The sequence below is a fragment of the Streptomyces sp. NPDC086989 genome, assembly GCF_044745505.1.
Lineage (GTDB): Bacteria > Actinomycetota > Actinomycetes > Streptomycetales > Streptomycetaceae > Streptomyces.
On the sequence record NZ_JBIVAL010000012.1, the window covers coordinates 18184 to 41719 of the forward strand.

Here is a 23536-nt window from a genome sequence, read left to right on the forward strand (position 1 = left end):
GGCCCGTCAGGGCTTGGGAGTCGCGTCAGACGGACATGTGCCGCCATTTCTCGTGGACGGTGACGCGGGTCAGCCGCCAGCCGTCGCGGGCGGTACGGGCGAGGACGAAGGCGTAGCGTCCGGCGGCCACGAAGTTCGGTGCCGTCACCGACGCGTCGGAGCCGGCCCCGGCGAGCCGCATCGGGTTGAGGAAGTCCGCCCGCACCTCGGCCCGGTCGCCGGGCGAGCCGTCCCGGTCCTCCAGGCGGATCAGCCGGTTGACGATGAGGTGCTGGCGCACCGGGAACAGTTCCATGGTCTGCGCGAGCCAGTCCGCGACCTCGGCGGCCGGACCCTCGATGCCGCCCGCCGAGCTGTAGTCGGCCCGTCCGGCAGGGGTGAACAGCGCGCGGTACGCCGCCCAGTCGCCGTCGTCCACGGCCACCGCGTACCCCGTGACCACCTCGTCGATCGCCATCCGGTCCATGACCGTGGCGAGGTCCACACGCTGCGTCATCGAGTCAGTGTGGGGGCCCCGGGCGGCGACGCCAAGGGGCGTGCGCGCTCCGGATCCGTCCGCAGTGGATCAGTGACCGGAATGCGCCTCCCGCTGCCGGACCACGACGAGGAACGCATCGGTGGCCAGGTCCATCACCACCTCGGCCGGCACGCCCTCGCGCATCCGCTCCGCCGCGTACTCCTCGGCGGGCCAGCTTCCCCTCGGACTTCCGGCCGGAAACCGCTCCAGCACCACTCGACCCACGGGACACCCCCTACTGCTTGCCTTCCGGTCTCTTCAGGTCTCTCCAGGCACAACGACGCGGAGGCCGCACGGGAACGTTCCCGTGCGGCCTCCTGTTCACGCGAAGTGGTGAGCGGCGGCGGCGTCAGCCGGTCGACTGGGCGGCGAAGGGGCTCAGCACGCCCGTGCCGATCAGCACGAACAGTGCGACGCCCAGCGCGATCCGGTAGATCACGAAGGGCATGAAGCTCTTGCTGGAGATGAACTTCATGAACCACGCGATGACGGCGTAGCCCACGAAGAACGCGATGACCGTGGCGAAGATCGTCGGCCCCCACGTGATGTGACCCGGGCTCTCGACCACGTCCTTGATCTCGAACGCGCCCGAGGCCAGTACCGCCGGAATGGCGAGCAGGAACGAGTAGCGTGCGGCCGCCTCGCGGGTGAAGCCGAGCAGCAGGCCGCCGGAGATCGTCGCACCGGAGCGGGAAACGCCCGGGATCAGTGCCATCGCCTGGCAGAGACCGAAGATCAGGCCGTCCTTGACGCCCAGTTCCCTGAGGCTCTTGCGCTCGCGGACGGCGCGGTGCCGGCCCCCCTCCTCGTCGCGGGCGGCCAGCCGGTCCGCTATGCCGAGGACGACGCCCATAACGATCAGGGTGGTGGCGGTCAGCCGCAGGTCACGGGCCGGGCCGGTGATCTGGTCCTTGAAGGCGATACCCAGCACACCGATCGGGATCGAGCCGACGATCACCAGCCACCCCATCTTGGCGTCCTGCTCCGAGCGCAGCGACGCGTTGAAGAGCGAGCGGAACCAGGTGGAGATGATCCGTGCGATGTCCTTGCGGAAGTAGATCAGCACGGCGGCCTCGGTGCCGATCTGCGTGATCGCGGTGAAGGCCGCGCCCGGGTCCTGCCAGCCGGCGAATGCCGCGGTCAGCCGGAGATGGGCGCTGGAGGAGATCGGGAGGAACTCCGTAAGCCCCTGGACGAGACCGAGGATTAGGGATTCGAACCAGCTCATGTCGGGGTGCGCTCGTCCTTGTGATCGTCGGGCAGTTCGGGTCCGATGCTAGGGCCCGTGGGGAGCGGCACTGACCACAGGGGGGTGCACGGGCACCGGATCGCGCGTTTCGCACGCCGGTACGGGCGCCAGCCGGTGCCGCCCCCGCCACCCGACGACCGCGGCCGCCGCTGCGGAAACGACGATGAAGCCGAAGGACGCGAGGAAGGCGGGGGAGTCCGGGGAGGAGGCGCTCGCGCCCGCGACCACGTACGCCGCGGTGTTCGGGACGACGCCGACGGCCGTCGCGAGGAGGAACGGGAGCCAGCCGCAGCGGGAGACCGCCGCACAGTAGTTGGCGACCGCGAAGGGCAGGCCGGGGAAGATCCGGACCGCCAGCACCGAACGGAAGCCGTGCCGGGCGAGCTGGTCGTCGGCGGCCCGCAGCCAGCGGCCGCGCAGCAGGGGCCGTAGGGCATCCCGGCCCATCAACCGGCCCAGCCCGAAGGAGATTGCGGCGCCGATCACCGAGCCGCCGACCGCCGCGACCAGGCCGAAGGGGATGCCGAACACCGCCCCGGCCGCCAGGTTGAGCAGCGGGCGGGGCGCCAGCGCCGCCGTGGCCACCCCGTACGCGACCGCGAACAGCAGCACCGCCGCACCCACCGGGAACCCCGTCGGCCAGCCCTGCGACAGGAGGCGCTGGGGCTCGTACAGCACGACGCACACGCCGGCGGCCAGCAGCAGCACGCCGAGCAGCGACAGCCGGGTCCACGGCGCGAGGAGGAGGGACATCCGGGGAGACTAGCCGACCCGTACGGCGTCGCGCCGTAATCTGGGCCTCATGCGGCCGAACGACCAGCGTCCCCCGCAGGCCCCGCCCAGCGCCCTCGCCGACACCCTCGTGGACCGCCTGACCACGGCGTACGCGGCGGCAGCCGATCCGGTGCGGGCCCGGCCCATGGCCGCGTACATGAAGGACGCGGCCCCCTTCCTCGGCATCCGGACCCCGCTGCGCCGCGAACTCTCCAAGGCCGTGACCGCGGGCACCCCGAAGCCGGCGGAGGCCGATGTGACCGCGCTCGTGCTGCGGTGCTGGGAGCTGCCGGAGCGCGAGTACCACTACTTCGCGGTGGACTACCTGCGGCGCCACGTGGGCGTCTGCTCCTCCGGCTTCCTGCCGGTGGTCCGCCGGCTGGTCGTCACCGTCCCGTGGTGGGACACCGTCGACCTGCTCGCGGCCCACGCGGCCGGCCCGCTCGTGGCCGCCGACCCGGCGCTCACCGCCGTGATGGACGACTGGATCGGCGACGAGGACGTCTGGCTCGCCCGCACCGCCCTGCTCCACCAACTGCGCTACAAGTCCGACACCGACGCGGGGCGCCTGTTCGCCTACTGCCGCCGGCGCAGCGGCCACCCCGACTTCTTCATCCGCAAGGCGATCGGCTGGGCACTGCGCGAGTACGCGAAGACCGACCCGGAGGCGGTCCGCGCCTTCGTCGCCGCGGAACGGGACGCCCTGTCGCCCCTCTCCGCACGCGAAGCGCTCAAGAACCTCTGAACGCAGGGAAATTCATTCGACGGGCCGCCCGCGGTCCGGCAGGATCGGCTGCATGTCCCGGTACGCCTTCCCCGCAGCGCCGTCCGCAGTCGCGGACGCGCCGAAGGCTGCCGCTTTCCCCTTCGAGGCACTCGCGGCGTTCGAGGCACCCGCCTTCGCGGCGTTCGAGGCACCCGCCTTCGCCGCGTTCGACGGCGCACGAAGCTGACCCTTCCCGGACAGTCCGGCGGACCCCGCAGGGGGAGGGTCGGCCCGGCCTCAGGGGTCCCGGAGCAGCTTCGGATCATCGAACCAACGGGAAAGACATCATGGCCAAGACGGCCTTCGTGCGCACCAAGCCGCACCTCAACATCGGCACCATGGGTCACGTCGACCACGGCAAGACCACCCTCACCGCCGCCATCACCAAGGTGCTCGCCGAGCGCGGCGGCGCCTCCTTCGTACCGTTCGACCGCATCGACCGGGCCCCGGAGGAGGCCCGGCGCGGCATCACCATCAACCTCACGCACGTCGAGTACGAGACCGACACCCGGCACTACGCCCACGTGGACATGCCCGGCCACGCCGACTACGTCAAGAACATGGTCACCGGCGCCGCCCAGCTCGACGGGGCGATCCTCGTCGTCTCCGCCCTCGACGGGGTCATGCCACAGACCGCCGAGCACGTGCTCCTCGCCCGCCAGGTCGGCGTGGACCACATCGTCGTCGCGCTGAACAAGGCCGACGCCGGGGACCCCGAGCTCACCGACCTGGTCGAGCTGGAGGTCCGCGAACTGCTCACCGCCCACGGCTACGGCGGCGACGGCGCACCGGTCGTACGGGTGTCCGGACTCCGGGCGCTCGAGGGCGACCCGCGCTGGACCGCGGCGATCGAGGCGCTGCTCGACGCGGTCGACACCTACGTGCCGATGCCGGTGCGGTACACGGACGCGCCGTTCCTGCTGCCGGTGGAGAACGTACTGACCATCACCGGGCGCGGAACGGTCGTGACGGGCGCCGTCGAGCGCGGCAGCGTCCGCACCGGCGACCGGGTCAGCGTCCTCGGCGGTGACGGCGAGCCCGTCGAGACCGTGGTGACCGGCCTGGAGACCTTCGGCAAGCCGATGGAGTCCGCCGAGGCCGGGGACAACGTCGCGCTGCTGCTGCGCGGCGTGCCGCGCGACGGCGTACGCCGCGGGCAGGTGGTCGCCGCTCCCGGCAGCGTCGAGCCGAAGCGCCGCTTCACCGCGCAGGTGTACGTGCTCTCCGCGCGGGAGGGCGGCCGTACGACCCCGGTGGCGACCGGGTACCGGCCGCAGTTCTACATCCGCACCGCCGACGTGGTGGGGGACGTGGACCTGGGCGTGGCCGGGGTGGCCCGGCCGGGCGAGACGGTCGCGATGACCGTCGAGCTCGGACGGGACGTGCCGCTCGAGTCGGGGCTCGGCTTCGCGATCCGCGAGGGCGGGCGCACCGTCGGCGCGGGGACGGTCACGGCCGTGCTCGGCTGAACCGCCGGCCGCACCGCCGCCGGAATCCCGGCACCCCACCGTGGTGACGGCAGTCCGCTTGCGCCAGACTGCCGTCACCACGGGCGCACGGAGCGCGGAGAAGGAGGCCGGGATGAGCGGCGGTACGGCACTGGTGCTGGGCGGCGGAGGACTCACCGGCATCGGCTGGGAGACCGGGATCCTGTACGGGCTCGCCCGGGCGGGTGTGGACCTGACCGCCGCCGACCTCGTCGTGGGCACCTCGGCCGGCTCGGTGGTCGGCGCCCAGCTCACCTCCGGGCTGCTCACCCCGCAGGAGCTGTACGAGCGCCAGCTGGGCGACCCCGCCGGGGAGGCCGTCGCCCGGCTCGGTGCGGGGCTCTTCGCCCGGTACGCCGTCGCGATGGCGCGCTCCCGGGACCCGGAGAGCTACCGCAGGCGGGTCGGCGCCCTCGCGCTCGCCGCCGAAACCGGCGCGGAGGCGGATCGGCGCAAGGTGCTGGAAGCCCGGCTCGTCTCGCACGCCTGGCCCGAGCGCAGGCTGGTCGTCACCGCCGTCGACGCGCTCACCGGTGAGCTCGCCGCCTTCGACCGGGAGAGCGGGGCCGGGCTGGTCGACGCCGTCTCGGCGAGCTGCGCGGTGCCGGGGGTGTGGCCGCCGGTCACCGTGGGCGGACGCCGGTTCATCGACGGCGGGATCCGGTCCGCGACCAATGCCGACCTGGCCTCCGGCTGTACCCGGGTGGTGATCCTCGCGCCGATGGCGCTCGGCTCCGGGCTCGCCCCCTCACCGGCGGCCCAGGCGGCGCGGCTGCGCGAGGCCGGGGCGCGGGTGCTGCTGATCACCCCGTCCGCCCGGGCCCGCAAGGCCTTCGGGCGCAACGTCCTGGATCCGGCGCGGCGGGACCCGGCGGCGCGGGCCGGCCTCGCGCAGGCCGCGGAGCACGCGGCGGAGGCGGCCGAGGTCTGGGCGGCGTGAGCGCCTGACGGATCGGCGGCCCGGCGACCCGGACGGCGCCCCGGTCGTCCGGCTGCCGGACAATGGTGCGGTGAGCGACGAACAGATCCCGGTCGTCCGGGCCGTGGGCCAGGGCACCGCCAAGCTGATGCCGGACGTGGACCGGGAGCGGGCGTGGCTGCTGACCGTCGACGGCGCGCCGCAGTCGTACGTGGACCTCGAAGATCCCGGGTACCTGGAGTTCGAGTACGTACGCCGCCTCGCGCACGTCCTGGACTGCGTGGCGCAGCCGGGGCGGCCGCTGGACCTGCTGCACCTCGGCGGCGGCGCGCTGACCCTGCCCCGCTACGCGGCGGCGGCCCGGCCGGGCTCCCGACAGACGGTGGTCGAGTTCGACGCCGCCCTGGTGGAGCTGGTCGCCGAGCACCTGCCGCTGCCGGCCGGATCGGGCGTCACGGTGCACGCCGCCGAGGCCCGGGCCTGGCTGGGCGCGGCCCCCACCGACAGCGCGGACGTCCTGGTCGCCGATGTGTTCGGCGGCTCGCGGGTACCGGCGCAGCTCACCTCCGTCGAGTACGCGCGGGAGGCGGCGCGGGTGCTGCGGCCCGGTGGGGTGTACGCGGCCAACCTGGCCGACGGGGCGCCGTTCGGCTTCCTGCGAGCCCAGCTCGCCAACTTCGGCGCGGTGTTCGGGCGGCTCGCACTCGTCGCGGAGCCCGGGGTGCTGCGCGGGCGGCGGTTCGGGAACGCCGTGCTGCTCGCCTCGGACGCCGAGCTGCCCGTGGCCGCGCTGTCCCGGCGGTGTGCGGCGGACGCCTTTCCCGCGCGGGTCGAGGAGGGGGCGGCCCTGGCCCGGTTCATGAAGGGTGCGGTTCCGGTGGGGGACGCGGACGCCGCCCCCTCGCCGGAGCCGCCGGAGGGCGCGTTCAGCCTCGGCTGACCCCGGTGGGGACCGCCGGGCCGGGAGCGTCGGCGGCCCGGTCGACGGCGCCGGGCGCACCGGGCGCGGCGGCCGGGACCGAAGCGGCTTTCGGGGGAGCGGGTTTGCGGGTCATGCGGCGTACGTCCGGGACGAAGAGGACGGCGGCGGTGCCCAGTACGACCAGCGCGGCGCAGCCCCACAGGGCCGTGGTGCGGCCGAAGGCCGACTCGACGGGGCCGGCCACCGCCGTCGCCACCGGCAGCATGGACACGGAGCCGAACCAGTCGTAGGCCGAGACGCGGGAGAACTTCTCCTCCGGGATCTCCTGGTGCATGGTCGTCATCCAGTTCACGCCGAACACCTCGATGGCCGTTCCGCTGACGAACATGACCGTGCACAGGGCCCACACCGGCAGGGGCACCGCCAGACCTGCCGACGGCAGCGCCAGGGGGAACACGCACAGGGTGCCGACCAGCAGCAGCCGGCGCGGTTTCCACACCATCATCAGGACGGCCCCGGCGATGGTGCCGATGCCGAAGAAGGCCAGCGCCAGGCCCCAGGGGGCGGGGCCGCCGAGCCGGTCGCGGGCGACGAGCGGACCGTAGACCGCCTCGGCCGCGCCGACGACGGCGACGACCACGGAGAACTGGAGCACGATGCTCCACAGCCAGGGCCGGGTCCGGAACTCCACCCAGCCCTCGCGCAGGTCGGCGAGCAGGCCGCCGCCGGCAGCCCGGTCGGCGACGTGGCCGACGTCCAGGAACGCGCGCAGGGCTCCGGCGACCGCGAACGCGGCGGCGTCCACGGCCAGGACCCAGCCGGGACCGATCGCGGCGATCATGGCTCCGCCGAGGGCCGCTCCGCCGATGCCGGCGCTGTTCATCGCCATCCGGAAGAGGGCGAAGGCGCGGTTGGCGTGCTCGCCGGAGACGCTGGAGAGCAACATCCCCTCGGCCGCCGGGTTGAAGAAGGCCTGCCCCGTGCCGCACAGCGCGGTCAGCAGCATCATCTGCCACAACCGCGGGTGCCCGGTCAGGACGAGCGCGGCGAAAGCGGCCTGCGAGACGCAGTTGAGGGCGTTGGCCGCGACCATCACGCGGTGGCGCGGCAGCCGGTCGGCGAGCGCGCCGCCGATGAGCAGGAAGAGGACCAGGGGCAGCGTGCGGGCGGCCGCCACCAGGCCGACGTCGCCCCCGGACCCGCCCGCCTCCAGAACGGCGAACGCCGAGGCGATGAGCGCTCCGTGGCTACCGAGGTTCGTCACGACCGCGGCACCCGTGAGCAGGGTGTAGTTGCGTCCGGCCCAGGCGGGCCGGCGGCGGGCGGTCGTGTGGGACGCGGCGGTGGGGGGAGGTTTCACCCCCGGGACTATCCACGCCCCGGTCCGAGAATCCAAACGGATTACGGCCCGGGGCGCGGGGTCGGATGCATCGTTGCGAACGGGACGGACCTGTGGCCTGTGACCGGTGGGTCAGCTGGTGCTGCCGGTGCCGTTCAGTCGCACCGAGCTGAGGATCTTGTCCATCGTCTCCTGGGGGACCTCGCCCTGGACGCCCGCGGCGCTGTAGAGGATCCAGCTGGAGAAGTCACCGTTGGCGGTCTTGAAGCTGAACGCGATGGACTTGCCGTCGGAGGAGCACTTGTTCTCCTTGGGCACGCCGATCGCCGTCGCGGTCGCCATGTGGCCCTTGAGGCCGGAGGAGGTGGTGTACTCCTTCGGCTCCGAGACCTTCACGGTGCCCTTGGGCGCCTTCTGCGCGAACGCGGCGAACGCCCAGTTGCCCGCCTCGTTCTTCACCGCCTCGGCGGTGTCCTTGGCGCCCTGGCCGCCCTTGGTGCCGGTACCGGCCAGGCCCGTCGACTCCTCGCGGCCGTCCTTGTTGGAGTCGACCTTGCACCAGTCCTCCTTGAGGAAGGCCGGCGCGGAGAAGCTGATCATGGGCATGCCGTCGTTCTTCGAGTCGTCGGTGAACCCGGAGATGACGCCCGCGCTCGCGACGTTCCACTCCGGCGGGACGTCGAAGGCGGTGCCGTACTTGGGGTTGAGGACGACCTTCCAGCCGGGGATCACCGGCTTGACGTCGCCGCCCGCGCGCGGGTTGGCGCCGGGCGAGGCGGGCGCGGCGGCGGGGGAGGAGGGCGCCGACGAGGAGGCGGCGGGCTTGTTGTCCGCCTGGTCGCTCTTCTTGTCGTCCCGGGTCAGGACGAAGGCGCCGGTGGCGGCGGCCACCACGACGACCGCGGCCGCCGCGACGATGGCCACGGTCTTGGTGGCGTACGGGCTCCCGCCGCTGCTCTGCGGCAGCGGCGCGGCCTGCTGGGGCTGGCCCCACGGCTGCACCGGCGGGGGCGCCTGGTAGCCCGCCTGCGGGTACCCGTAGCCCGGCTGCTGCTGGTACGGGTTCGGCTGCTGTCCCTGTCCTGGCTGCTGCTGGTACGGGTTCTGATGCGCGTCCTGGGGGTTCTGTTCTCCCCCGGGCGGCTGCTGCTGTCCTGGCCACATGGCCGGTAACGATAGTGGGCGCCGATGACAGGAGCCACGGCCGCCCCCGGCCCAGGTCTGGCCAATGATGTCTACTCGTGGGTAACATCGCCTGCCATGAGCGCAGACCAGATGAACGTGGGCGAACTGCTCGCCGCTACGGTGCCGATGGCCCGGACCCTGAACCTCCAGTTCCTGGAGACCACCCCCGAGCGCGCCGTCGTCCGGCTGCCCGACCAGCCCGACTACCACAACCACGTGGGCGGCCCGCACGCCGGCGCCATGTTCACCCTCGCCGAGTCCGCGAGCGGCGCGATCGTCCTGGCCGCCTTCGGCGACCAGCTCTCGCGCGCCGTGCCCCTCGCCGTCAAGGCCGAGATCGGCTACAAGAAGCTCGCCAAGGGCGTCGTGACCGCCACCGCCACCCTCGGCCGCCCGGCCGCCGAGGTCGTCGCCGAACTCGACGCGGGCGGCCGCCCCGAGTTCCCCGTCACCATCGCCATCCAGCGCGAGGACGAGGCCGTGACGGGCGAAATGACCGTCGTTTGGACGCTGCGTCCGAACGCCTAGTCGCCGACGGCCGCCCGTGCGTGGGCGCTGCCGCCGGTCCAGGACCCGTCCGGGGACGAGGAACAACCCTCGTCTCCGGGCGGGTTCCCTGTTTCCCGCGTGCTCTCCGGGACCTCTGAGTTCCCCGTTCCCCGCGTCTACCGCGTTCTGTGGCGTTCTCGGGGTTCTCGGCGTTCTCCGTTTCCTCGCCCTCTTTCCGTGCCGCGCGTGTCGAGCCCGCGGGCGCGGGGGATGGCTGGAGTCCGGGCGATTGTTCAGGAGGTGGCCGTGGCCAAGGTCGACATCAGTCTCGACGCCGAGCTCGTGGTGGAGGTGATGGTCCTCGCCGGGATCGGTTCGCCCCAGGACGCGGTGGAGGCCGTCGTACGGGACTACATCGCGCGCGGGCACCGCACCGAGGCGCGGGTGCAGGCGCAGGACGCGGCCCGCCGGGACACCGAGGCCCTGGAGCCGCCGCCGCAGGGCTGAACCTCGGCGCAGCGCTGGCGCGTCCGGCCCGGCCGGCCGGCCCGGCGCCGCACCGTGGGCGCGGGACAGGCCCGGCGCGGGCCGCTCCCGCCGCCCGGAGCCGCAGCGAGCCCCCATGAACGAGGCCGGCCGACGGGTGGCCGCCGGCCGAGCCGGAGCCACGAGGGCACGTTCACGCTCGGCGCGGACGACGAGCGGGCGCTGCTCGTCCACTCCACCGGAAGCGGCCCGGCGTGCGCCCCGACGGCGAGGAGCTCTTCCCCGGTCGGGCAGGGCGTGGCCGAGCGGTTCGCCGACGGGCTCCCCGCCGCGGCGCCCGACGGGGTTCGCGGTCCGCCGCCGCACCCTCGCCCTCAGGGCGGGCACGCACCGGTTCGCCGTCTCCGCCGAGGGCGGGGACGCGGGCCGGCGGCTGCGGCTGCTGCACACCACGAAGGCGACCCGGGCCGCCGACCTCGCCGCGGCCGTGGAGACCGCCGATGAGGCGCACGACCGTCGTGCTGTTCGCCTGTGACGACGCCGCCGAGGGCACCGACCGGACCTCGCTGGGGCTGCCGGGCGGGCAGCCGCGGCTGATCGAGGCGGCACCGCCGTGAACCCCCGCACATACGACGTCCTCTTCGGCGACGTGGACCCGGGCGGCAGGCTCGCCCAGACCTTCCCGGCCGACGAGCACCCGACCCCGGTCGGCGGGGACCCGGTGCGCTGGTCGGGTGTGGGCGGCAGGCAGGAGTACGGCCAGGGCGTCCACGTCGGACACCGCTGGTACGACGTGCGGCAGGTGGCCCCGCTGTTCCCGGTCGGGCACGGGCCCTCGTACACGACCTGGGCGTACGAGAAGCCGAGCGTCCGGCCGGAGCGCGGCACGCCCGGTGCCGGGTTCAGGCCTTCGCGAAGTGTTCGCGGGCCGTTCCTCCCGTGAACTGCGCCTGAGGGCGAAGCCTGTGTTCGAGAGCGGATAGGCTGCCCGTTCGGCGTGTCACAGCGGGCGCGCCGCCGCGATTCGGGAGGACGTACCGGTGCACATCCAGGAATGGCTGGAGACGATTCCGGCGGTCAGCATCTATCTCCTGGTGGGTCTGGTCATCGGGCTGGAGAGCCTGGGCATCCCGCTGCCGGGGGAGATCGTCCTGGTCAGCTCGGCACTGCTGGCCTCGCAGCACGGCGAGATCGACCCCGTGGTCCTGGGGGTCTGCGCCTCCGTCGGAGCGATCGTGGGCGACTCGATCGGCTACGCGATCGGCCGCAGGGGAGGCAAGCCGCTGCTGGAGAGGCTGGGCCGGCGCTTCCCGAAGCACTTCGGGCCGGACCACGTGGCGCAGGCCGAGCGCTCCTTCGAGAAGTGGGGCATGTGGGCCGTCTTCTTCGGGCGGTTCGTGGCCCTGCTGAGGATCTTCGCCGGTCCGCTGGCCGGCGTGCTGCACATGCCGTACTGGCGGTTCCTGATCGCGAACGTCCTCGGCGGAATCCTCTGGGCGGGCGGCACCACGGCCGTCATCTACTCGATCGGCATCGTGGCGGAGCCGTGGCTGAAGGGCTTCTCCTGGGTGGCGCTGGTGGTGGCCCTGCTGATCGGGCTCACCGTGACGCTGGTGCTGCGCAGCCGCATGAAGAAGGCGGCCGAGGCGGCGGGAACGGCCGCTGAGGCGGAGCCGGCCGCGGCCGAATAGCGGACCGCCCGACGGCCGGACCCCGCGGCCGGACCGCCCGCGGCCGGACCGCTTCCGGCCGTGTGCCGGGCGGGTACGGCGCGGGGGTGCGGGTACGGCGCGGGTACGGCGTGCGCGCCGGCCCGTTACTGCGCGGGCTGGACGGCCGCGCGGTGCTGCTTCGCCAGGTCCGCGTACATCAGGGCGTTGACCTTGATGCCCTCGCGCTCCTCGTCGGTGAGCTCCCGCCGCACCTTGGCCGGCACGCCCGCGACCAGCGACCCGGGCGGGACCACCATGCCCTGCGGGACCAGCGCCTGCGCGGCCACCAGCGAGCCGGCCCCGATCACCGCGCCGTTGAGGACGGTGGCGCCCATGCCGATGAGGCAGTCGTCCTCGACCGTGCAGCCGTGCACCACCGCGTTGTGGCCGATGGAGACCCGCTCGCCGATCGTGACCGGGAAGCCGGGGTCGACGTGCAGCGTGCAGTTGTCCTGCACGTTGCTGTCCGCGCCGAGCGAGATCGGGCCGCAGTCGGCGCGCAGCACCGCCGAGTACCAGATGCTGGCGCCCGCGGCCATCGTGACGTCGCCGACCACGACCGAGGTCGGCGCGGTGAAGGCCGTGGGGTCGATCCGCGGGCTCTTGCCGCCCACGCCCGCGACGAGTGCGTGGCCCTGGTCCGCCTGATACGTCATGTTCTCTTCCTCAGTCCTGTGTCCGGCGTGCGGTGTCGCGCTACCGGCACGGTAGGCCACGCACCCCGCGCACCCGGCGATGGGGTGAAGATCACGGCGCGCTCGGGGCACCCGGCGCGTTACGGTGACCCGGTGCCGAAGAACCAGAACACGTTCTCATCCCTGCCCGCCGTGACGGCCCTGGCGTCCTTGCGCCGCAGGCTCGCCAGCCGTGCGGTCCACGCCGGCTGGCGCTGGATGCAGCAGGCCGGTGCGGTGACCGCGCAGACCCCCGGCCGGCTGCGCTTCGGCGCGATCGGACACGGCACCCGCCTCGCCTTCCCCCAGGGCACGGTGTTCGGCGAGCCGTGGATCCGCCTCGGCGAGCATTGCATCATCGCCGAACAGGTCACGCTGACCGCCGGGATGATGCCCGGCCTCGACCTCGGCAGCGAGCCGGTGCTGGTTCTCGGGAACGGCGTCGTCCTCGGCCGGGACACCCATGTCATAGCCGACACCCGGATCACGATCGGCAATGACACGTTCTGCGGACCCGGGGTCTACATCACCTCCACGAACCACAGCTACGACGATCCGCACGAGCCCGTCGGCAAGCAGTGGCCGCGCAGCGCCCCGGTGGAGATCGGCCCCGGCTGCTGGCTCGGCACGGGCGCGGTGATCCTGCCGGGGGCCCGGCTGGGCCGCAACGTGGTGGTGGCCGCGGGGGCCGTCGTACGGGGCGAGGTGCCGGACCACGCCGTGGTGGCCGGGGCGCCCGCGCGGATCGTGCGCCGGTGGCAGCCGGAGACGGGGTGGCAGCCGCCGCTGCGGACCCCGGCGCCGGTGCCGATCCCGGAAGGGGTGACGCCGGAGCAGCTGCGCGCGGTGGCGCAGTTGGCGGAGGCCGAGCAGCGTGCGGCCGACCCCGCTGCGGAACCCGCCTGACCGGCCGGACCGCCCGAGGGCTCGGTTCCGGTCAGCCGGCGGCCAGGAGGACCGTGCCGGCGAGGGCGAGGCCGGCGCCGGCCGCCTGCACCGTCCGCAGCCGCTCCTTGAGCACGACGAAGGCGGCGAACGCGGTGACGACCGGGTAGAGCGAGGAGAGCACGGCGGCCACGGTCACCGGACCGTGCTGGGCGGCGATCGAGTAGGTGCCGTTCGCCGCGACGTCGGCCAGGCCGACGAAGGCCAGCGCGGGCAGCAGGCCCCACAGGACGCGCGGACCCGTCCCCGCGGGCAGGACCGGGGCGCCGCCCCGGGCCCGGAACCACAGGGCCGTGCCACCCGTGGCCACGTTGGTGACCCGCTGGACGAACAGGGCGAGGAAGAGGCCGGTCACGCCCGTGGAGGGCGTGGAGGCGTGCGCGATCAGGGCCATCACCGCGCCGAAGCCGAAGGCGGCGGTCAGGGTGAGGACGACGGCCTGCCGCTGTACGGGGGCGCCGCGCAGCTCCGGCCCGCCCGCGAGGACGATGCCCACGACGGCCACCGCGATCCCGGCGAACTGGCCGGGCCCGGGGCGCTCGCCCAGTGCCAGCCCCACCGCCACGGGCACGACCACCCCGATGGAGCCGAGTGGCGAGACCACGCCCATCGGCCCGAGGGCCAGCGCCTTGTAGAAACTGAGCATGGCGACCGGTCCGACGAGGCCCGCGGCGACCGCGAACCAGAGCTGCGGACCGGTCTCCCGCCAGGCCCCGGTGCCCAGGACGACCGCGCCGAGTGCGATCACGGCGAGGATCTGGGAGACCACGACAACCGTGAGCGCCGGGAGGCGGCGGGTCAGCAGCCCGCCGCCGAAGTCGGCCAGACCCCAGAGCACGGCTGTGGCCAGGGCGAAGAAGGCGGTCATGACGGGGGCCTCGCAGTACAGTGCAGTGAACGGTGGAGTGCAGCGTGCAGCACAAGGCACGGTAGTTCAGTGCAATGAACTACGCCAGTCAAAATATTGGACGCCAGTGATGGGGGCGCAACGGTGTCGGACCTCGAACAGCTCACCCAGGCCCTCGGCCGGAACCTCAAGCGGTGGCGCGGCGAGCGCGGTTTCACCCTGGACGCGCTGGCGGCCCGCGCCGGAGTGAGCCGAGGCATGATCATCCAGATCGAACAGGCCCGTACGAACCCCAGCGTCGGCACCACGGTCAAGCTGGCCGACGCGCTGGGCGTGAGCATCACCACCCTGCTGGACCACGACCGGACCCCGCGGGTGCACGTCGTGCAGCCCGGCCGGGGGGTGCGGATGTGGTCCACGGAAGCGGGCAGCGGCGCGAGCATGCTGCTCGGAGACGACCGGCGCGGACCGGTGGAGATGTGGACGTACCGGCTGGAGCCGGGCGACGGGACGGACTCCGACCCGCACCCGGCCGGCACCTTCGAGATGCTGCACGTCACGGCCGGGGAACTGACGCTGATCGTCGCCGACGAGCGGTACACGGTGCCGGCGGGCGGGGCGGTCTCCTTCGAGGCCGACCTCCCGCACACCTACCGCAACGAAGGCCCCGGCCCGATGGAGATGACCATGGCCGTCTCCATCCCGCCCGTCGACCGCGTAGGGGGGCCGACTACAGCGCCGGGATCTCGATAGCGGGGCAGCGGTCCATCACCATGTCCAGACCGGCCTCACGGGTGCGCGCAAAAGCGTCCTCGTCGATCACGCCCAGCTGGAACCAGACGGCCTGCGCGCCCACGGCCACCGCCTCGTCGGCGACCGCACCGGCGAGGGAGCTGTTCACGAAGACGTCCACCACGTCCACCTTGAACGGGATCTCCGCGAGCGAGGCGTACCCCTGCTCGCCGTGGACCGTCTCCGCCTTCGGGTGCACGGGGACGACCCGCTTGCCGAACCGCTGGAGCGTGCGGGCCACCCCGTACGCCGCCCGGTCCCGGTTGTTGGACAGCCCCACCACGGCCCAGGTGTCGCCGAGCTCGGTGAGGATCTTTCGGATGGTCGCCGGGTCGCCGTGCACGGTGCCGCCTCCTGTTGCCTTGCCGATGCGGCCCGCTGCGCGGGGCCGCCTCCGGGATCAACGGGAAGGGCACGTGTCCGATTCCCCGTAGGGTGGAGCGGTGAAGTCGGACCAGTACGTGACGGTGGCCCGCGAGGGCGTGCACGAGTCGGAGATCAACCGCTCGCGCTTCCTGTGCTCCCTCGCCCCCGCGGCCACCGAGCAGGAGGCGCAGGAGTTCATCGCGCGCATCCGCAAGGAGCACCCCACCGCCACGCACAACTGCTTCGCCTACGTCATCGGGGCCGACGCCTCGGTCCAGAAGGCCAGCGACGACGGCGAACCCGGCGGCACCGCCGGGGTGCCCATGCTCCAGATGCTGATGCGCCGCGACATCCGGTACGCCGTCGCCGTGGTCACCCGCTACTACGGCGGCGTGAAACTCGGCGCCGGCGGCCTGATCCGGGCCTACGGAGGCGTCGTCGGCGAGGCCCTCGACGAGCTCGGAACCCTCACCCGCCGCCGCTACCGGCTGGCCACCGTCACCGTCGACCACCAGCGGGCCGGCAAGACCCAGAACGACCTGCGCTCCACCGGCCGGACCGTGGTGGACCTGCGCTACGGGGCCGCGGTCGAGATCGAGGTCGCCCTGCCGGAGGCGGACCTGCCCGCCTTCGAGGCCTGGCTCGCCGACAGCACGGCGGGCAGCGCCACCCTCACCCTCGGCGGGGAGACGTACGCGTCCTGAGGACGGGCCCCGGGGGCTGCGGCGACGCGTTAGCGTAGAGGGGCTCGGCGTGCGGGAGAGACCGCCCGGGACAGACCAGGACGACCAGGGGGCGGAAGAACATGTGCGGCGCGACGTCCGGCGGTGCCGGCGAGTGAGGCTCCTGCACACCTCCGACTGGCACCTCGGCCGGTCCTTCCACCGCGTCAACCTGCTCGGCGCCCAGGCCGCCTTCGTCGACCACCTGGTCGAGACCGTCCGCGAGCACGAGGTCGACGCCGTCCTCGTCGCCGGCGACGTCTACGACCGGGCCGTGCCCCCGCTGCCCGCCGTCGAGCTGTACGACCGGGCCCTGCACCGGCTCGCCGACCTCGGCGTGCCCACCGTGATGATCTCCGGAAACCACGACTCCGCCCGCCGGCTCGGCGTCGGCGCCGGCCTGATCGGCCGCGCCGGGATCCACCTGCGCACCGACCCCGAGGGCTGCGCCGACCCCGTGGTGCTGGCCGACGTACACGGGGAAGTGGCCCTCTACGGGCTGCCGTACCTGGAGCCCGCCCTGGTGAAGGACCGGTTCGGCGCGGGCAGGGTGAGCCACGAGGCCGTCCTCGGCGCGGCCATGGACCTGGTCCGGGCCGACCTCGCCGCCCGCGCCCCCGGCACCCGCTCCGTCGTCCTCGCCCACGCCTTCGTCACCGGCGGGCAGGCCAGCGACAGCGAGCGCGACATCGCCGTCGGCGGGGTCGAGGCCGTCCCCGCCGCCGTCTTCGAAGGGGTCGACTACGCCGCGCTCGGCCACCTCCACGGCTGCCAGACGATCAACGAACGGGTCCGCTACTCCGGTTCCCCGCTCGCCTACTCCTTTTCCGAGGCCGACCACCGCAAGACCATGTGGCTGATCGACCTCGGCCCGGCCGGGGAGATCACCGCCGAGCGCATCGACACGCCCGTGCCGCGGCCGCTCGCCCGGCTCCGGGGACGGCTCGACGCCCTGCTGGAGGAGGACGCGTACGCCGCGTACGAGCACTCCTGGATCGAGGCCACCCTCACCGACCCCGTCCGGCCCGAGGACCCCATGGCCCGGCTCGCGGCCCGCTTCCCGCACACCCTCAGCCTCGCCTTCGACCCCGAAGGCCGGCCGGAGACCGGCGCGGCCTCGTACGCCCAGCGCCTCAAGGGCCGCAGCGACCAGGAGATCGCAGAGGACTTCGTCGCCCACGTGCGCGGCGGCGGCGCCGCCGACGAAGCCGAACGGGCCGTGCTCCAGGACGCCTTCGAAGACGTGCGGGCGGACGACACCCGGCAGGAGACCCGCCGATGAGGCTGCACCGGCTCCGCATCACCGCCTTCGGCCCCTTCGCCGCACCCCAGGAGATCGACTTCGACGCGCTGTCCGGCGCCGGGATCTTCCTGCTCCACGGCCCCACCGGCGCCGGCAAGACCTCCGTCCTCGACGCCGTCTGCTACGCGCTGTACGGGTCGGTGCCCGGCCCGCGTCAGGCCCCCGGCACCAGCCTGCGCAGCGACCACGCCGACGCCGCGACGCCGACCGAGGTCACCCTCGAACTCACCGCCGGCGGACGGCGCCTGGAGATCACCCGCCGCCCCGAGCAGGACCGCCCCAAGAAGCGCGGCACCGGCACCACCAAGGACAAGGCGCAGAGCTGGCTGCGCGAGTACGACGGCGAGCGCTGGCTCGCGCTCAGCCGTTCCCACCAGGAGATCGGCGAGGAGATCGAGCAGCTGCTCGGCATGAGCCGCGAACAGTTCTGCCAGGTCGTGCTGTTGCCGCAGGGCGAGTTCGCCCGCTTCCTGCGGGCCGACGAGGCGGCGCGGGGCAGGCTGCTGGGCCGGCTCTTCGACACCCGCCGCTTTGCCGCCGTCGAGGCGCTGCTCGCCGAGCGCCGCCGGGCCGCCGAGGCCAAGGTCCGCGCCGGCGACGAGAAGGTGCTCGGCACCGCCCAGCGGCTCGCCCAGGCAGCCGGTGACAGCGCCGACCTGCGGGCCTGGCCGCTGCCCGGACACCAGCCCGGCGACCCCGGGCTGGCCGGGGCGATCCGGGCCTGGGCCGCCGTCGCCCGCTGCTCCGCCCGCGAGCGGCTCACCGTCGCCGAGTACGCGCTCGCCGCCGTCGAGGGGCGGCACGCCGCCGCCCGGCGGGCCGCCGAGGACGCCCGGGAGCTCGACCGCCTCCAGCGCCGGCACGCCGAGACGGCCCGCCGCGCCGCCCTGCTCGCCGAGGCCGGGCCCGAACGCGAACGGGTCAGCGCCCTGCTGGACCGGGCCCGCCGCGCCGCGCTGGTCGCCCCCGCCCTGGAACTGCGCGGCGCGGCGTCCGCCGCGCACCTGACCGCCGCCCACGCCGAGGCCGCCGCCCGCGCCCAGCTTCCGCCGGCCCTCGCCGGGGCGGGCACCGAGCAGCTGTCCGCCGTGGAGCAGCGGCTGCGCGAGGACCTCGGCGCGCTCGGCGCCGCCCAGCGCTCCGAGCAGCGCAGCGCCGGGATCGGCCGCGAACGGGCCACCCTGGAGCGGGAGGCCCGCGACGCGGAGGAGCAGCTGCGGGAGACCGCCGACTGGCTCGCCCGCTGGGAGAGCACCCGCACCGCCCTGGCCGAACGGGTGGAAGCCGCCCAGCAGGCCGCGACGCTGGCCGAACAGCTCGCCGGCCGGCTGGAGCCGGCCCGTATGCAGCTGAACGCCGCCCGGCGCCGGGACGCGCTGGACGCCGACGCGCAGCGCGCCGAGGGCGAACTGCTCTCCGTACGCGAGGAGTCCGCCGCGGCACGGGAGCGCTGGCTGGAGCTCAAGGAGGCCCGGCTGCGCGGCATCGCCGCCGAGCTCGCCGAGTCGCTGGTCGCAGGGCAGGCCTGCACGGTCTGCGGATCACCGGAGCATCCCGCTCCGGCGCGACCGGCCCCCGGGCACGTGGACCGGGCCGCCGAGGACGCCGCCCACGCCCGCTCCGAACAGGCCGAGGCGCGCCGGGCCGCCGTCGAGCGCACGCTCGCCGCCGTCCGGGAGGCCCGTGCCGAGGCCGCGGCCGCCGCAGGAGAGGCCACCACCGACGAACTCCTCGCCCTGACCTCGGACCTGAGCTCCCGGCACGCCGCCGCCCACGCCGCGGCCGCCGGACTGCACGCGGCCCGGGAGCGGCTGGCCGCCGCCGAGCGCGAGCACGCCGTCCGCAGCGCCGACCGGCTCGACGCCGAGCGACGGTCCGCCGCCAGGGCCTCCCGGCGCGAGGCCCTGGACCAGGAGCAGGCCGCGCTGGAGGCCGAGCTGGCCGTCGTACGGGGCGACGCACCCACGGTCGCGGCCCGCGCCCGGACCCTGGAGGACCGGGTCCGGATGGTCACCGGTGCCGCCGCCGCACTGCGCAGGGCCGAGGACACCGCCGCCCGGCTCAAGGATGCCGACGACCGGCTCGCCGACGCCGCCTTCAAGGCCGGCTTCGACACCGTCGAGGCCGCCGCCGACGCGGTCCTCCCGGACTACGAACGCACCGCGCTCCAGCACCGGCTGGACGCCTGGCAGGCCGAGGAGGCCATGCTCGCCGACCGCCGCGGCGAGCGCGACACCGCCGCCGCGGCGGCCCTGCCGCCGGCCCGCCCGGAGGCCGCCGAGGCCGCAGCCGAACGGGCCGCGGCCCGGCTGCGCACGGCCGGCTCCGCCTTCGACGCCGCCCGGGTGCGGTGTGCGGAGCTGGACCGGCTGTCCCGGCAGGCCGAACAGGAGCTGCGGGCCCTGGGCCCGCTGCGCGAGGCGTACGACCGGGTGGCCAGGCTGGCCGGGCTCACCGCGGGCACCTCCGCCGACAACGAGCGCAAGATGCGGCTGGAGGCGTACGTGCTGGCCGCCCGTCTGGAGCAGGTCGCGGCCGCCGCCACGGTGCGGCTGCTGCGGATGTCCGGCGGCCGCTACACGCTCGTCCACTCCGACGCCAAGGCGAGCGGACGCGGGCGCTCCGGCCTCGGGCTGCACGTGGTGGACGCCTGGACCGGCAGTGAGCGGGACACCGCCACGCTGTCGGGCGGCGAGACCTTCTTCGCCTCCCTCGCCCTCGCCCTCGGCCTGGCCGACGTGGTCACCGACGAGGCGGGCGGCATGCGCCTCGACACCCTCTTCATCGACGAGGGGTTCGGAAGCCTCGACGACCAGGCGCTGGACGAGGTGCTCGACGTGCTGGACTCGCTGCGCGAACGGGACCGCAGCGTCGGCATCGTGAGCCACGTCGGCGACCTGCGCACCCGTGTCCAGGCCCAGTTGGAGATCGTCAAGCAGCGCGGCGGCTCCGTCGTGCGCCACCGCACCGCGGCCCTCACGGACTGAGCGGGCGCCGGGACAGCGGCGAGGAGTACACGATGCTGGTGGTGACGGCGCCCAGGCCCGCGATCCGGCCCGCGACCTCCTCCAGGTGCCCCATCGAGCGGGCCGCGACCTTGAGCACGAAGCAGTCGTCGCCCGTGACGTGATGGGCCTCCAGGATCTCCGGGGTGGCCTCCAGCAGGTCGTGGAACGGCTTGTAGTTGCCGTGCGGATAGCGCAGCCGGACCAGCGCCAGGATGGACTTGCCGAGCTTCTCCGGGTCCACCACGGCGGTGTACCCGGTGATCACGCCCGCCTCCTCCAGGCGGCGCACCCGCTCGGTGACCGCGCTCGCGGACATGGAGACGGCGCGCGCGAGTTCGGCGAAGCTGGCCCGGCCGTCCTCCTGGAGGGCCGTCAGGATGCGCCAGTCGGTGGCGTCAGGGGAATAGTCGGTCATGGACCAGAAGTAGCAGTGGAATCCCCGGCTGAACAAGAGGAAGGCCGGGGAATGGCACTTCCCGAGATGATCAGTGCCTCGTAGATTCGAAGCCATGACGACCACGCAGACGACGCAGCTCACCGAAGCGGGCGCCCTCCCGGCCGCCGCCACCGCCAACCCCGTGCTCCGGGTGCCCCCGGCCACCCCGGCCGCGGCCGCCGCCTACTTCGCGGCGAGCCTCGCCTTCCACGCGGACGTGTCCGATGTCGCCGCCGCCTTCAAGGCCCACCGGGAGCAGGGCGCCGCACTCGGCTTCCAGCTGATCGACTCGCGCTCCACCCCGGCCTGGGACCAGGCCCACGTGCCCGGCGCGATCCACCTGCCGACGGCCCTCATCCCCGAGCAGGCCGAGCAGCTCCTCGACAAGGACCTCCCCGTCGTCACGTACTGCTGGGGCCCCGGCTGCAACGGCGCCACCCGCTCCGCCCTCGCCCTGGCCCAGCTCGGCTTCCAGGTCAAGGAGATGCTCGGCGGCATCGAGTACTGGATCCGCGAGGGCTTCGAGGTCGAGACCTGGCAGGGAAACCAGCAGCGCACCGAGGCGGACCCGCTGACCGCGCCCACCGACTCGGACGACTGCGGCTGCTGAGGCGAGCCCGCTGCGTCACCCACTGCGCGCCGCGACCCGTACGGGCCGCCCACTCCGAAGGGAGCGGGCGGCCCGTACGCGTGCCGGCCGCACACGTACCGGGCCGGTGTGCGGGCAGGCCGGTATGCCGGCCCGCACAGGGTCAGAGCTTCGACAGCTCGTCCACCAGGTCGTCCAGGCCCAGCGAACCCTGCGACAGCGCGGCCATGTGCCAGGCCTTCAGGTCGAAGGAGTCGCCGTGCGCGGCCCGGGCGTTGTCCCGCCCGAGCAGCCAGGCCCGTTCGCCCAGCTTGTAGCCGATCGCCTGCCCGGGCATCGACAGGTACCGGGTCACCTCGCTCTCGATGAAGTCCGCCGGCCGGCCGCTGTGCTGACCGAAGAACTCCTGCGCCAGGTCCACCGTCCAGCGCTCGCCCGGGTGGAACGGCGAGTCCGCCGGGATCTCCAGGCCCAGGTGCATGCCGATGTCCACGATGACCCGCGCGGCGCGCATCATCTGGCAGTCGAGGTAGCCCAGCCGCTGCTCGGCGTCCTTGAGGTAGCCCAGCTCGTCCATCAGGCGTTCCGCGTACAGCGCCCAGCCCTCGACGTTGGCGCTGACCATGCCGATGGAGGCCTGGTAGCGGGAGAGCTGGTCCGCGACGTGCGTCCACTGCGCGAGCTGGAGGTGGTGGCCCGGAACGCCCTCGTGGTACCAGGTGGAGACCAGGTCGTACACCGGGAACCGGGTCTGGCCCATCGTCGGCAGCCAGGTGCGCCCGGGACGGGAGAAGTCCTCCGACGGGTTGGTGTAGTACGGGGCCGCCGCACCGCCCGGCGGGGCGATCATGGACTCGACCCGCTTCACGCGCTCGGCGAGCTCGAAGTGCGTGCCGTCGAGGTTCGCGATGGCCTCGTCCATCAGGCCCTGGAGCCAGGACTGGACCTGCTCGACGCCCTCGACGTGGGTGCCGTGCTCGTCGAGGTGCTTCAGCGCCTCCCAAGGACCTGCGCCCGGCAGGATCTTGGCCGCCTCGGCCTTCATCTCGGCGAGCAGCCGGTGGTACTCGGACCAGCCGTAGGCGTACGCCTCGTCCAGGTCCAGGTCCGTGCCGTTGAAGTAGCGCGACCAGCGGGCGTAGCGCTCGCGGCCCACCGGGTCCGGCTCTCCCGCGACGGCGGGCGCGTACACGTCCCGCATCCAGTCGCGCAGCTCCGCGACGGCGGAGGTCGCACCGGCGGCCGCCTCCTCCAGCCCGGAGCGCAGCGACTCCGGGCCGCGGGACACGAAAGCGCCGAAGAAGCTCTCGCCGTCGGCTTGGCCGTCGGCGCCGTCGCCGTCCTCGCCCGCCCAGGTGGTGAGCTGGCCGATGAAGGTGGCGGTGGCGCGCGGACCCCCGTACAGGCCGCGGTCCAGGCCGAGTCCGAGGCTCTCGCGGTAGCCGGCGAGCGCGGCGGGGACAGCGCGGAGCCGCTCGGCGATCGCGGCCCACTCCTCGTCCGTGTCGGCCGGGGTCAGCGTGAAGACCTCGCGGACGGAGTGCGCGGGCGAGTGGATGTTGCTGACGGCGCGCAGGTCCTCGTCCGCCTCGTACACCGCGAGTTCGGCCGTGAGGCGCTCGCGCAGCAGGCGGGCGCAGCGGCGCTCGGCGTCGCTGTCCGCCCCGGGCAGGCGCTCGGCGGCGTCGAGGCGGGCGAGGGTGGAGCGGGACAGTTCGGCGGCGGCCGCACGGCCGGCCGGGGAGAAGTCCGGGAGCCGGCTGGAGCTCGCGGCGACACCGAGATAGGTGCCCGTGATCGGATCGATGGCGATGAGGTCGTCGACGTATGCGTCGGCGACCTGACGGGGCAGCCGGGAAGCGCTGTCGCTGCGAAGGGTCTCTGACATGCGGCCATCTTCGTACGGCGAACGGCCCCGCGTCATCACCGTTCGCTGTCAGCCTCCTGACGTGCAGGGAAGCAGTGGCCGTCCTGGCGCCCCCGGCCGTCGACCGGCCCCGGCCGGGGGC

The 23536-nt window shown here is 74.0% G+C and carries 26 protein-coding genes; 15 read left to right on the forward strand and 11 right to left on the reverse strand.

Translation table 11 applies throughout. The features are described 5' to 3' along the window. Nucleotides 1-25 precede the first annotated feature (25 nt). The 4 genes from ACIPK4_RS27100 to ACIPK4_RS27115 all read right to left on the reverse strand — a co-directional run bounded on the left by ACIPK4_RS27100 (nt 26) and on the right by ACIPK4_RS27115 (nt 2519). Nucleotides 26-496: a nuclear transport factor 2 family protein gene (locus ACIPK4_RS27100; protein WP_402316944.1), complete on the reverse strand. Its 471-nt coding sequence runs from the start codon at nt 494-496 to the stop codon at nt 26-28. Nucleotides 497-565: 69 nt separating this feature from the next. Further along, the gene (locus ACIPK4_RS27105; protein ID WP_099893904.1) at nt 566-742 is read right to left on the reverse strand and encodes a hypothetical protein; all 177 of its coding nucleotides are present in this window, start codon (nt 740-742) and stop codon (nt 566-568) included. A 124-nt stretch (nt 743-866) separates the two neighbouring features. Next, the gene (locus tag ACIPK4_RS27110) at nt 867-1745 is read right to left on the reverse strand and encodes an undecaprenyl-diphosphate phosphatase (protein ID WP_376194059.1); all 879 of its coding nucleotides are present in this window, start codon (nt 1743-1745) and stop codon (nt 867-869) included. A 48-nt stretch (nt 1746-1793) separates the two neighbouring features. Then, on the reverse strand, nt 1794-2519 hold the full coding sequence (locus ACIPK4_RS27115; RefSeq protein WP_402316949.1) for a TVP38/TMEM64 family protein: 726 nt from the start codon (nt 2517-2519) through the stop codon (nt 1794-1796). Nucleotides 2520-2568: 49 nt separating this feature from the next. Here ACIPK4_RS27115 and ACIPK4_RS27120 point away from each other — a divergent pair, with 49 nt between their 5' ends. From ACIPK4_RS27120 to ACIPK4_RS27140, 5 genes are all read left to right on the forward strand, one after another. Continuing rightward, nucleotides 2569-3285: a DNA alkylation repair protein gene (locus tag ACIPK4_RS27120; RefSeq protein ID WP_402316952.1), complete on the forward strand. Its 717-nt coding sequence runs from the start codon at nt 2569-2571 to the stop codon at nt 3283-3285. A gap of 52 nt (nt 3286-3337) precedes the next feature. Further along, on the forward strand, nt 3338-3493 hold the full coding sequence (locus ACIPK4_RS27125; RefSeq protein ID WP_402316954.1) for a hypothetical protein: 156 nt from the start codon (nt 3338-3340) through the stop codon (nt 3491-3493). Between the two features lie 100 nt (nt 3494-3593). Further along, the gene (gene tuf, locus ACIPK4_RS27130) at nt 3594-4775 is read left to right on the forward strand and encodes an elongation factor Tu (RefSeq protein ID WP_402316957.1); all 1182 of its coding nucleotides are present in this window, start codon (nt 3594-3596) and stop codon (nt 4773-4775) included. Nucleotides 4776-4887: 112 nt separating this feature from the next. Then, nucleotides 4888-5733: a patatin-like phospholipase family protein gene (locus tag ACIPK4_RS27135; protein ID WP_402316960.1), complete on the forward strand. Its 846-nt coding sequence runs from the start codon at nt 4888-4890 to the stop codon at nt 5731-5733. Nucleotides 5734-5860: 127 nt separating this feature from the next. After that, nucleotides 5861-6652 carry a spermidine synthase gene (locus tag ACIPK4_RS27140; RefSeq protein ID WP_402317442.1) on the forward strand — a complete coding sequence of 264 codons (792 nt, stop codon included), beginning with the start codon at nt 5861-5863 and terminating at the stop codon, nt 6650-6652. Here the strand turns inward: ACIPK4_RS27140 and ACIPK4_RS27145 are convergent. Then, nucleotides 6639-7994 (reverse strand): MFS transporter, encoded by a 1356-nt coding sequence (locus tag ACIPK4_RS27145; protein ID WP_402316963.1) that lies wholly within the window; start codon nt 7992-7994, stop codon nt 6639-6641. The genes ACIPK4_RS27140 and ACIPK4_RS27145 overlap by 14 nt on opposite strands. A gap of 111 nt (nt 7995-8105) precedes the next feature. Continuing rightward, entirely contained in the window at nt 8106-9137 is a 1032-nt protein-coding gene (locus ACIPK4_RS27150; protein WP_376194044.1) for a hypothetical protein, read from the reverse strand. Between the two features lie 96 nt (nt 9138-9233). Between ACIPK4_RS27150 and ACIPK4_RS27155 the strand changes: the two genes are divergently transcribed. From ACIPK4_RS27155 to ACIPK4_RS27170, 4 genes are all read left to right on the forward strand, one after another. Next, nucleotides 9234-9686 carry a DUF4442 domain-containing protein gene (locus ACIPK4_RS27155; protein ID WP_189973593.1) on the forward strand — a complete coding sequence of 151 codons (453 nt, stop codon included), beginning with the start codon at nt 9234-9236 and terminating at the stop codon, nt 9684-9686. Between the two features lie 267 nt (nt 9687-9953). Further along, the gene (locus tag ACIPK4_RS27160) at nt 9954-10154 is read left to right on the forward strand and encodes a DUF2191 domain-containing protein (protein WP_376194042.1); all 201 of its coding nucleotides are present in this window, start codon (nt 9954-9956) and stop codon (nt 10152-10154) included. Between the two features lie 592 nt (nt 10155-10746). After that, nucleotides 10747-11076 (forward strand): hypothetical protein, encoded by a 330-nt coding sequence (locus tag ACIPK4_RS27165; protein WP_402316968.1) that lies wholly within the window; start codon nt 10747-10749, stop codon nt 11074-11076. A gap of 97 nt (nt 11077-11173) precedes the next feature. Next, entirely contained in the window at nt 11174-11824 is a 651-nt protein-coding gene (locus ACIPK4_RS27170; protein WP_054225042.1) for a DedA family protein, read from the forward strand. A gap of 125 nt (nt 11825-11949) precedes the next feature. On the opposite strand, the gene ACIPK4_RS27175 is transcribed toward ACIPK4_RS27170, so the two are convergent. Then, entirely contained in the window at nt 11950-12501 is a 552-nt protein-coding gene (locus ACIPK4_RS27175; RefSeq protein WP_402316971.1) for a gamma carbonic anhydrase family protein, read from the reverse strand. A gap of 132 nt (nt 12502-12633) precedes the next feature. Between ACIPK4_RS27175 and ACIPK4_RS27180 the strand changes: the two genes are divergently transcribed. Further along, a complete protein-coding gene (locus tag ACIPK4_RS27180; RefSeq protein WP_376194038.1) occupies nt 12634-13425 on the forward strand; it encodes an acyltransferase in 792 nt (263 codons plus the stop codon). A 31-nt stretch (nt 13426-13456) separates the two neighbouring features. Here the strand turns inward: ACIPK4_RS27180 and ACIPK4_RS27185 are convergent, their stop codons facing one another. Continuing rightward, nucleotides 13457-14332 carry an EamA family transporter gene (locus tag ACIPK4_RS27185; protein WP_402316974.1) on the reverse strand — a complete coding sequence of 292 codons (876 nt, stop codon included), beginning with the start codon at nt 14330-14332 and terminating at the stop codon, nt 13457-13459. A 123-nt stretch (nt 14333-14455) separates the two neighbouring features. Here ACIPK4_RS27185 and ACIPK4_RS27190 point away from each other — a divergent pair, with 123 nt between their 5' ends. After that, entirely contained in the window at nt 14456-15064 is a 609-nt protein-coding gene (locus ACIPK4_RS27190; RefSeq protein ID WP_402316977.1) for a helix-turn-helix domain-containing protein, read from the forward strand. On the opposite strand, the gene ACIPK4_RS27195 is transcribed toward ACIPK4_RS27190, so the two are convergent. Next, complete coding sequence (locus ACIPK4_RS27195; RefSeq protein ID WP_402316980.1) at nt 15042-15446, reverse strand: CoA-binding protein; 405 nt, start codon at nt 15444-15446, stop codon at nt 15042-15044. The two genes, ACIPK4_RS27190 and ACIPK4_RS27195, sit on opposite strands and share 23 nt — an antisense overlap. A 100-nt stretch (nt 15447-15546) precedes the next feature. On the opposite strand from ACIPK4_RS27195, the gene ACIPK4_RS27200 reads away from it, so the two are divergent. The 3 genes from ACIPK4_RS27200 to ACIPK4_RS27210 all read left to right on the forward strand — a co-directional run bounded on the left by ACIPK4_RS27200 (nt 15547) and on the right by ACIPK4_RS27210 (nt 20481). Beyond that, entirely contained in the window at nt 15547-16173 is a 627-nt protein-coding gene (locus ACIPK4_RS27200) for a YigZ family protein (RefSeq protein ID WP_054225047.1), read from the forward strand. A gap of 133 nt (nt 16174-16306) precedes the next feature. Beyond that, entirely contained in the window at nt 16307-17473 is a 1167-nt protein-coding gene (locus tag ACIPK4_RS27205; RefSeq protein WP_402316983.1) for an exonuclease SbcCD subunit D, read from the forward strand. Beyond that, nucleotides 17470-20481 carry an AAA family ATPase gene (locus ACIPK4_RS27210; protein WP_402316986.1) on the forward strand — a complete coding sequence of 1004 codons (3012 nt, stop codon included), beginning with the start codon at nt 17470-17472 and terminating at the stop codon, nt 20479-20481. Before ACIPK4_RS27205 ends, ACIPK4_RS27210 begins: the two co-directional genes overlap by 4 nt. Here the strand turns inward: ACIPK4_RS27210 and ACIPK4_RS27215 are convergent. Continuing rightward, the gene (locus tag ACIPK4_RS27215) at nt 20471-20917 is read right to left on the reverse strand and encodes an Lrp/AsnC family transcriptional regulator (protein ID WP_053789735.1); all 447 of its coding nucleotides are present in this window, start codon (nt 20915-20917) and stop codon (nt 20471-20473) included. The genes ACIPK4_RS27210 and ACIPK4_RS27215 overlap by 11 nt on opposite strands. Before the next feature lie 94 nt (nt 20918-21011). Between ACIPK4_RS27215 and ACIPK4_RS27220 the strand changes: the two genes are divergently transcribed. Next, a complete protein-coding gene (locus tag ACIPK4_RS27220) occupies nt 21012-21548 on the forward strand; it encodes a rhodanese-like domain-containing protein (protein ID WP_402316989.1) in 537 nt (178 codons plus the stop codon). Nucleotides 21549-21690: 142 nt separating this feature from the next. Here the strand turns inward: ACIPK4_RS27220 and ACIPK4_RS27225 are convergent, their stop codons facing one another. Next, nucleotides 21691-23415 (reverse strand): DUF885 domain-containing protein, encoded by a 1725-nt coding sequence (locus ACIPK4_RS27225; protein WP_402316992.1) that lies wholly within the window; start codon nt 23413-23415, stop codon nt 21691-21693. Between the last annotated feature and the right edge of the window lie 121 nt (nt 23416-23536).